General features: G+C 71.7%; 6 protein-coding genes. 3 read left to right on the top strand and 3 right to left on the bottom strand.

Translation table 11 applies throughout. The features are described 5' to 3' along the window. Window positions 1-54: 54 nt before the first annotated feature. Window positions 55-1,263, bottom strand: a complete 1,209-nt coding sequence (locus tag ACHFFZ_RS10105) for an amino acid aminotransferase (protein ID WP_394276500.1) — start codon at window positions 1,261-1,263, stop codon at window positions 55-57. 75 nt (window positions 1,264-1,338) lie between these two features. On the opposite strand from ACHFFZ_RS10105, the gene ACHFFZ_RS10100 reads away from it, so the two are divergent. Together ACHFFZ_RS10100 and ACHFFZ_RS10095 are read left to right on the top strand one after the other, a co-directional pair. Continuing rightward, complete coding sequence (locus tag ACHFFZ_RS10100) at window positions 1,339-2,754, top strand: amidase (protein WP_394276499.1); 1,416 nt, start codon at window positions 1,339-1,341, stop codon at window positions 2,752-2,754. A gap of 124 nt (window positions 2,755-2,878) precedes the next feature. After that, window positions 2,879-4,222 carry a dipeptidase gene (locus ACHFFZ_RS10095; protein WP_394276498.1) on the top strand — a complete coding sequence of 448 codons (1,344 nt, stop codon included), beginning with the start codon at window positions 2,879-2,881 and terminating at the stop codon, window positions 4,220-4,222. A gap of 18 nt (window positions 4,223-4,240) precedes the next feature. Here the strand turns inward: ACHFFZ_RS10095 and ACHFFZ_RS10090 are convergent, their stop codons facing one another. Together ACHFFZ_RS10090 and ACHFFZ_RS10085 are read right to left on the bottom strand one after the other, a co-directional pair. Then, the gene (locus ACHFFZ_RS10090; RefSeq protein ID WP_394276497.1) at window positions 4,241-7,387 is read right to left on the bottom strand and encodes an AAA family ATPase; all 3,147 of its coding nucleotides are present in this window, start codon (window positions 7,385-7,387) and stop codon (window positions 4,241-4,243) included. Further along, on the bottom strand, window positions 7,384-8,535 hold the full coding sequence (locus tag ACHFFZ_RS10085) for an exonuclease SbcCD subunit D (RefSeq protein WP_394276496.1): 1,152 nt from the start codon (window positions 8,533-8,535) through the stop codon (window positions 7,384-7,386). Before ACHFFZ_RS10085 ends, ACHFFZ_RS10090 begins: the two co-directional genes overlap by 4 nt. 43 nt (window positions 8,536-8,578) lie before the next feature. Here ACHFFZ_RS10085 and ACHFFZ_RS10080 point away from each other — a divergent pair. After that, a partial coding sequence (locus tag ACHFFZ_RS10080; RefSeq protein WP_394276495.1) for a DUF1992 domain-containing protein occupies window positions 8,579-8,793 on the top strand: 215 nt, incomplete at its 3' end.

The following is an 8,793-nucleotide window of genomic DNA, read 5'->3' as shown; positions in this document are numbered from 1 at the left end:
TGTCTGCCCAGCCCCCGATGTCGGGGGCTGGGCCACACACTTCTCGTGTCAGCCTCAGATGACGCCAGCGATCGCCTCGCAGACATAGTCGATGTTCGCGTCGTTCAGGGCGGCGATGCAGATGCGGCCCTTGTCAGTGCCGTAGACGCCCCACTTCTCACGCAACTGGACCATCTGCTCCTTGGTCAGTCCCGAGTAGCTGAACATGCCCACCTGCTCGGCGATGAAGCCCATGTCGCGCTTGCCGTTGGCGGCGGTCACACCGTGCTCGGCCAAGCCGTCGACCAGACGGCGACGCATCTGCTTGATCCGGTCACGCATCGCGGCCAGCTCGTCGACCCACTGGGCGCGCAGGGCCTCGTCGGACAGGATCTTCGCGACGACGGTGGCGCCGTGCGTGGGGGAGGAGGAGACCATGGTGCGGATGAGCACCTTGAGCTGGCTCAGCACCCGGGCCGCCTCGTCGGCGTCGGTGCAGGTCACCTGCAGGGCTCCGACGCGCTCGCCGTAGAGGCCCATGTTCTTGGCGAAGCTGACGGTGTTGAGCACCGGCCGGCCGGTGGCGACGAACTTCTTGATCGCCTTGACGTCCTGCTCGGGTCCGTCGGCGAAGCCCTGGTAGGCCATGTCGACCAGGGGGACGAGCTCGCCGTCGGTGATCACCTGGACGACCTGGTCCCACTGTTCGTCGGTCAGGTCGTAGCCGGTGGGGTTGTGGCAGCAGGCGTGCACGACGACGACGGTGCCGGGCTGGGCGGCGCGCAGGTCGGCGAGCATCCCGTCGAAGTCGATGCCGTCACGGTCGGCGGCCTTGTAGCGGTAGGTGCCCACCTCGAAGCCGGCCCTGGTGAAGACGCCCTGGTGGTTCTCCCAGCTGGGATCGCTCAGCAGCAGGGTGCCATTGCCCAGCGGGCGCAGGAAGTCACCGGCCACGCGCAGGGCGCCGGTGCCCGAGAGGGTCTGGACGGTGACCAGGCGGCCGTCGGCAATGGTGGCGGCATCCTTGTCGTGCACCAGCTTGGCGACCTCGGTGGTGTAGGCGCGAAGGCCATCGATGGGCAGGTAGCCGCGCGGCTGCGGATCGACACTGATCTGCTGCTCGACGGTGCGGACGCAGTCGAGGACCGGCAGCTTGCCGTTCTCGTCCTGGTAGACGCCCACGCCCAGGTTCACCTTCTTGGGGTTGGGGTCTGCCAGGTAGGCCTCGGTGAGCCCCAGGATGGGGTCACGCGGTGCCATGTCGACAGCGGAGAGGACAGACATTCACGTGCCTTTCGTCAAAGCGGTGTGCTCGCCCCATCCAACCACGCGGGCCATGTCCAGTCCTAGGCTTGCCCCATGAGCCAGATCCACGAATTGGAGGCCCTGCAGCTGGCCGGCGCTGTCGCCGACGGGCAGTTGACGGCGGTGGAGGCCTGCGTCGCGGGGCTGGAGCGCGCCGAGCAGGTGGGGCCGTCGGTAGGGGCCTTCGTGTACCTGGCCCACGAGCACGCCCTGCGGGAGGCGGCGTTGCTGGACGCCGACCCGTCGCGCGCGGCGGGTCAGGTGCTGCGTGGCGTGCCCTGCCCGGTGAAGGACCTTTCCATGGTCAAGGGCCTGCCCTTCGAGGCCGGGTCGGTGACGATGGCCGGCCACGTGGCTCCCGTCGACGACGGCACGACGCAGCTGCTGCGGGCCGCCGGCACGGTGATGGTGGGCAAGACCTCCACCCCCGAGTTCGGGCTTCCCTGCTACACCGAGCCGGAGGGCCAGGAGCCGGCGCGCACCCCGTGGGACCTGCGACGGTCGGCCGGTGGTTCTTCGGGCGGGGCGGCGGCCGCGGTGGCGGCGGGCATCGTCCCGATCGCGCACGGTTCGGACGGAGGCGGCTCGATCCGCATTCCCGCCAGTGTCTGTGGGCTGGTGGGGTTGAAGCCTTCCCGGGGCCGCATCTCGCCGGGGCCCCATGGCACTGACGGCGTCGCCCTGGCCACGCAGGGGGTGCTGACCCGCACGGTGCGCGACACCGCAGCCGGTCTGGACGTGCTGCGCGCCCACTGGCCCGGCGACGGCTACTTGTTGCCCGATCCGCGTGACGGCTACCTGGCGCGGGTGGACCAGCCGCCCCAGCCGCTGCGGGTGGGGCTGCTGCTGGAGCCGTCGAATGTCAGCACCGTGGTGGATCCGGCCTGTGTGCGGGCGGCCGAGGGGGCGGCGCGGCTGCTGGAGGATCTTGGCCACCACGTCGAAGTCGCGCCGCCGCCCTATGCGCCCCAGCGGTGGGAGGCCTTCATCGACCTGTGGTCGGTGATGGCGCTGCAGGCCCTGGTTGCGGAGGAGGACGAGCACCGGCTGCGCCCGTTGACCCGCTGGCTGCGGGGGATGGGGCGCGAGGTGACCGGTGTGCGCCATGCCCGGGCGATCACCGCAGCGCAGACCCTGGCCCGCGACACGGCCGGCGCCTGGGAGGGATGCGATGTGGTGCTCTCCCCGACGCTGGCGCAGCCGCCGGCGCTGGTGGGGCAGTTGCGCAATGACGACGACCCCGAGACCGACTTCTGGGACCAGACCCGTTTCACGCCGTGGACCAGCACCGCGAACCTGACCGGGCGGCCGTCGATCAGCCTGCCGCTGCACCGGGAGGTGGTCGACGGGGTGGAGCTGCCGATCGGGGTGATGCTCACCGGGCAGCTGGGACAGGACGAGACGCTGCTGCGGCTGGCCCGCCAGCTGGAGCTCGCCGCGCCGTGGCCGCCGACTCCTGCCAGCAGCTGATTCCGTGTGGCTGCTGGCCTGGGGGACGGTATCCCTGGACACGAGCCCGGGTCGTAGTCACAGCCGTCTTCCCCGGCCGCCGGGGCCGGTTCCCGTCGACCGGGGGCCTCGCTAGCATCAGCACATGAGTGTCGATGAAGCAGCCCTCCGTTCCGCCGTCGAGTCCGTCCTGCCCCAGATGCGCCAGGACTGGTTCGACCTGATCCGCATCGAGTCGATCAGCTCGATGCCCGAGAAGGACGCCGAGACCCAGCGCAGCGCCGAGGCCGTCGCCGAGAAGCTCCGCGAGATCGGCTGTCCCGACGTCAAGGTGGTCGCCGAGGGCGGCAAGCCCGCCGTCATCGCTCACTTCCCGGCCCCCGAGGGCCAGCCCACCATCTGCCTGTACTCGCACCACGACGTGCAGCCCACCGGCGACCCGTCGCTGTGGCAGAGCCCGCCCTTCGAGCCCACCGAGCGCGACGGCCGGCTGTACGCCCGCGGCTCCAATGACGACAAGGGCGGTATCGCCGTCCACCTGGGTGCGCTGCGCGCCTTCGACGGCAAGCCGCCGGTGGGCGTCACGCTGTTCATCGAGGGTGAGGAGGAGATTGGCTCCCCGAGCCTGGCGCGGCTGATCGAGACCTACCACGACGAGCTGGTCAGCGATGTCTTCGTCATCTGTGATGCCACCAACTGGGAGGCCGGCCAGCCGTCCTTCACCACCACACTGCGCGGTGTGGCCGACTGTGTGGTGGAGCTGCGCACCCTCGACCACGCCCTGCACTCGGGTGGTTTCGGCGGCGTCGTGCCCGACGCGCTCACCTCGATGTGCCGACTGCTGGCCACGCTGCACGACGAGAAGGGCAATGTGGCCATCGAGGGCCTCAAGACCCACCCGGCCCCCGACCTGGACTACCCGGAGGACCGCCTGCGCAGCGAGTCGGGCATCCTCGACGGGGTGCACTGGCTGGGCGACGGCTCGGCCGTCAGCCGCCTGTGGACCAAGCCGTCGTGCACCGTGCTGGCGATCGACTGCACCAGCGTCGCCGACGCCTCCAACACCCTGGCCCCGGTGGCGCGCGCGAAGGTGAGCGTGCGCGTGGCCCCCGGTGACGACTCGACCGATGCGCTGGAGGCGCTGGTCAAGCACCTGGAATCGCATGCCCCGTGGGGTGCGCAGGTGAGCGTCACCCGCGGCGAGACCGGCAACCCGGGCCTGGTGCCCTTCGAGGGGGAGCTCGCCGAACTGGCCCAGGGTGCCTTCCGCGATGCCTGGGACGGCACCGACCCGGTGCAGGTGGGGTGCGGCGGATCGATCCCGATGATCGCCGACTTCCAGCAGGCCTTCCCCGACGCGCAGGTGCTGGTGACCGCCGTCGCCGATCCTGATGGCCGCCCGCACGGCATCGACGAGTCGCAGAACCTGGACGACCTGGACAAGGCCTGCCTGGCCGAGGCGCTGCTGCTGGCCCGGATGGCCCGCTGAGCACAGGCCTGAGGGACCTCAGATCGCGGGGTCGGCGCTGGTGAGCAGTTCCAGCGTCGACCCCGTCTGCGTGCGGGTGAGCCGCACCTGGTCGGGGATGCGGGTGCGCAGTTCGGCGACGTGGCTGATGATGCCGACGGCACGGCCGCCCTCGCGCAGCCCGTCGAGGATGCCCATCACCTGTTCCAGCGCCTGCTCGTCGAGGGTGCCGAAGCCCTCGTCGACGAACAGGGTCTCCAGGCTGGTGCCGCCGGCCTCGTGACGCACTGCGTCGCCGAGCCCCAGGGCCAGCGCGAGCGAGGCCATGAAGGTCTCGCCGCCCGAGAGCGTGGATGTGTCGCGGGGTCGTCCGCTCCAGGCGTCGACCACCTCCAGTCCCAGGCCGCTGCGGGCGCCGCGTCCGGCCAGGGCGTCGGTGTGCTGCAGGGTGTAGCGTCCGCCGGTCATCACCACCAGGCGCTGGTTGGCCAGTTCCACCACCTCCTCCAGCCGCGCGGCGAGCACATAGGTGGGAAGGCTCATCCGCAGGTGATTGTTCGCCCCAGTGCCGGCGGCGGTGTCGGCCACCTCCTTGACCACGGCGGCGCGTTCCAGCTGCGGTCCCAGCTCCTGCAGCAGGGCGAGCGCGGTCTTGCACCGCGTCACGGCGGTGAGGTGGGCGGTGCGGGCCGTGCCCAGTTCCTGCGCGGCGGACTGGGCAGCTTCGCGTCCCTCGGCGACGGCAACCGCCAGCGCCTCCAGGTCGGGCAGGGCCCGTTCCTGGGCCTGGACCACCTCCGGGTCGGCGAGCACCGCGCGTGACTCGGCCAGCGCCGTGTGGTGCGCCTCCACCCGCTGCTGCAGGTCCTGGCGCACGGCCGGTGCCAGCACCGCGGCCAGGGCCTGCTCGGCATCGGTGAAGTTCTGCTCGGCCAGTGCAATGGCCTCGGCCGAGCGGGCCTCGTCGAGTTCCTTCACGGCGGAGGCGAGCTGCTGGCGGCTGCGCTCCAGTGCGGCGACGGCCGAGCGTGCCCGGTCGAGCCGGTCGCGCACCTGGCCGAGCCAGTCCGGTGAGGCCTGGTCACCCTCGGCATCATCCTCGGGGAGCAGCACGACCGGGTGCTCCCGCAGGTCGCCCACAGCGCTGGAGGACCGCTCTTCCAGGTCGGTGACGGACTCGGCGGTGGTACGGGCCAGGGTGGCTGCCTCGGCATGCTGGCGCTCCGCCTCCTGCTGCGCCAGCCGGGCCGACTCGTGGCCCTGCTGGGCGCGGGCCAGGTCACGCTCCCGCTCCTGGACGGCCTGGCGTGCGCGTCGGGCCTGCTCCAGCGCCGCCCTGGCCGAGGCATGGGCCTGGTCGAGGTCGGCTGTGGACTCCAGCCCCGGCACGGACTGCGCCTCGCGCAGCACAGCCATCCGGTGCTCCACCGCTTCCTGCGCCGCCACGGCGGTGGCCCGCGCCGCCTCCACCCGGCCCAGCGTGGCACTGGTGCGGGAGGCGGCCTCGGCACGCTCCTGTTCGGCGGCTTCCAGTTCCTCGCGCGAGACCAGGTGCTGGTCGCCGGCATCGGCGGGCGAGGGGTGATCGGCGGAGCCGCAGACCGGGCACGGCTCGTCCTCGGCCAGCTGCTGGGCCAGCTCGGCGGCCAGGGTCTGGGAGCGGCGTCGTGCCAGCTCTGCGGCCCGGGCGGTGACTTCCTGTTCCGTCTGGAGCGTCGCGCGATGGGCCTGGGCGGCTGCTTCGACCGATGCCTCGTGCTGTTGCGAGCGCGCCACCAGGGATCGCGCTTCTTGCAGGTCGGCCACCAGGCGTTCGGCGGCGGCTTCGTCACCGACGGCGGCGTTGGCGCTGGCCAGTTCCTGCTGGGCCTGGTCCAGCCGGGCGGTGGCTGCGGCGAGCTCCCGGTGGCGTGCGTCCCTGCGCCCCTCGGCCTCCTCGAGGGCACAGGCGGCGGCACGCACCGAGGTTCGCGCGGAGGTGAGCTGTGTGGTCAGGTCAATGGCGCGCAGGGCCTGGTCTCGGGCCGTCCCCAGCCGTGTGGTCAGTTCGTCGGTGTCCTTCGCCCACCTGGTGCCGTCCTCGGGCAACAGTGCCGCGACGGCCGCCTGCTGCTCGTCCACGGCGGCGTGTGACTGTTCGTGGGCGACGGTCCGCTGGCGGGTCTGCTGCACCAGCTGCACCACCAGCGCAGCCCTGCCGGCCGCCTCCAGTCTTTCCCGGTCCTGGGCGACCTGTCCCGACTGGGCCTGCAGCTCGTCCAGGCGCTCCCGGGCGGCCGCGGCCCGCCGATGCAGGCCCTGCAGCGCCAGTGCCTCCCGCTCCGCCTCCACCCCCTGCTGGTGCGCCAGGGTGGCACTGCGGTGGACCTCTTCGCGCGCATCGTGCTCACGCTGGGTGGCGGCCAGCAGAAGGGCGAGGGCCTCGGGCAGTGTCGGTCCTTCGCTCGGGGTCCTGCCAACCTGTTCTGCGTCGAGGAAGTGCTCCGGCAACCGGGCGGGATCGTCGTGCGCCAGCAGCGGGTCGGCGGCATCGCACAGCCGCTGCAGTTCGCCGCGCAGTTCTTGGCGTGCGCTGGTCACCTGCTTGTCGAGCTCACGGCGGCGGTTCTCGAGCCAGTGCAGGAGTTGGTCGAAGCGTTCGGTGGAGAACAGCCGCTGCAGGATCTCGGCCCGGTCCTCGGTGCGGGCGCGCAGGAAGCGGGCGAAGTCCCCCTGGGGGAGCAGCACGACGGTCTTGAACTGGTCCAGGCCCAGGCCCACCACGTCGCTGATCACGCGACCCACCTCGTCGGCGCGGCCCGATCCGCGGTCGAGCCAGGCGCCGTCGACCAGTTCGGTGAGCACCACCGTGTGCTGCTGTTTGGTGGTGCCGGTGCCGCGCAGCTTGGGCCGCTGGTACTCGGGGGAGCGCACCACGCGGAAGCGCCGCGCCCCCACGCTGAAGACCAGCTCCACCTCGGGCTTGGCGGTGGGGGCGGCGTGCTGGGAGTGCAGCGACTTGCTGCTTCGCACCCCCGGCAGGTTGCCGTAGAGCGCGAAGCAGACCGCGTCGAGCAGGCTGGTCTTGCCCGACCCGGTGGGGCCGTTGATCAGGAAGAGCCCGGCCCTGCCGAGCGCGTCGAAGTCGATCTCGACGGTGCCGGCGAAAGGCCCGAAGGCGGTGGCGCGCAGGTGGTGCAGCTTCATCGGACGGCCTCCGCTCGCTCGATCCGGCTTTGTTCGATCGCCTCGGCCACGACGGCCCGCTCCCGCTCGTCCGGGCCGCGGCCGCGACGCACGTGGGTGAGGAAGCCGTCGACCAGTTCGGCATCGCTGGCGGTGCGCACCCGGCTGGCGTAGCTGTGCTGGGCGGTGGGGGAGACGTGGGCGGGTTGGTGTTCCAGCACGACGGTGTACGGGAAGCGTTGCCGCAGCTGGTTCATGGCATCCAGCGGCCGGGCGTCGTCGGTGAGGATGACGCGGCACCAGGCCTCTTCGGCGTGCTCGTGGACGGGATCGGCGAGCAGGTCGAGCAGGTCTCCGCGCAGCGTCGCCAGCGGCCGCAGCACCGGCGCCTCCACCGCTTCGACGTGCAGTGCACCGCCCCGCTGTGGGGGCAGCTCCACCAGCCAGCTGGACTTGGTGTGTGCCTGCTCGGAAAAGCTCATCGCCACCGGGGATCCGGAATAGCGCACATGTGGCCGGATCTCCTGCCTGCCATGGATGTGGCCGAGCGCCGCGTAGTCGAAGCCCTCGAACAGGCTCGCGGGCACGTCGCCGATGCCGCCGACGCTGATGTCTCGTTCGGACTCGCTCTCGACGGCTCCGGTGACGAAGGCGTGGGCGCTGACCACCACGGGGCCGTCGAAGCGCTCGGCATCGGCGGCCACCCGCCGCAAGGCCTCACCGAGCACGCCCAGGTGGCTGGCGGCCACGTCCTCGCCGAGCAGGGGAGCGGCCACCGACGGTTCCAGGTAGGGCAGGGCGTAGATCCGTGCACCATCGACCTCGACGGGGCGCAGCATGTCGTCGACGCCGGTGCGCAGGTGCACCCCGGAGGCCTCCATCAGCCTGCTGCCGAAGCCGAGCCGCACCGCCGAGTCGTGGTTGCCGCTGGTCAGCACCACTTGGGCGCCGGCCGCGACGATCCGGGCCAGGGCATCGTCGAGCACCTCGACGGTCTGGGGCCCGGGCAGGGCGCGGTCGTAGACGTCGCCGGCCACGAGCACCGCGTCGACCTCACGCTCGGCCACCTGATCCACGAGGTGGTCGATGAACAGCTGCTGGGCGGGCAACAGGCCCACCTGATGGAAGGAACGGCCCAGGTGCCAGTCGGAGGTGTGCAGGATCCTCATGCCGACGACCCTAGGGGTCGGCTCCGACAATTATCGTGGAGCCATGCGTGACCACGAGCCGATCGTCTTCGAGAGCTGGGTGGATCGCCAGATCCGCGAGGCCACCGAGCGGGGCGAGTTCAGCAACCTGCCGGGCGAGGGCAAGCCGCTCACCGGGCTGGGGCGGCCGGACCCGCCGGACTGGTGGGCGCAGCGCAAGATGGCCTCCGAGGACCTGCGCGCCGTGATGCCCGGCCCGCTGGCGGTGCGACGCGAGAA

The organism is Luteococcus sp. (genome assembly GCF_043424415.1).
Taxonomy (GTDB): Bacteria; Actinomycetota; Actinomycetes; order Propionibacteriales; family Propionibacteriaceae; genus Luteococcus.
The sequence above is the reverse complement of the archived record's forward strand: the minus strand, read 5'-3'. Positions and strand labels throughout refer to the sequence as shown.

Bases quoted from the DNA above. Each gene is read 5' to 3' on its own strand.
- ACHFFZ_RS10085 (WP_394276496.1), bottom strand. From the start codon at position 8,535: ATGAGGATCCTGCACACCTCCGACTGGCACCTGGGCCGTTCCTTCCAT.
- ACHFFZ_RS10095 (WP_394276498.1), top strand. From the start codon at position 2,879: ATGAGTGTCGATGAAGCAGCCCTCCGTTCCGCCGTCGAGTCCGTCCTG.
- ACHFFZ_RS10105 (WP_394276500.1), bottom strand. From the start codon at position 1,263: ATGTCTGTCCTCTCCGCTGTCGACATGGCACCGCGTGACCCCATCCTG.
- ACHFFZ_RS10100 (WP_394276499.1), top strand. From the start codon at position 1,339: ATGAGCCAGATCCACGAATTGGAGGCCCTGCAGCTGGCCGGCGCTGTC.
- ACHFFZ_RS10090 (WP_394276497.1), bottom strand. From the start codon at position 7,387: ATGAAGCTGCACCACCTGCGCGCCACCGCCTTCGGGCCTTTCGCCGGC.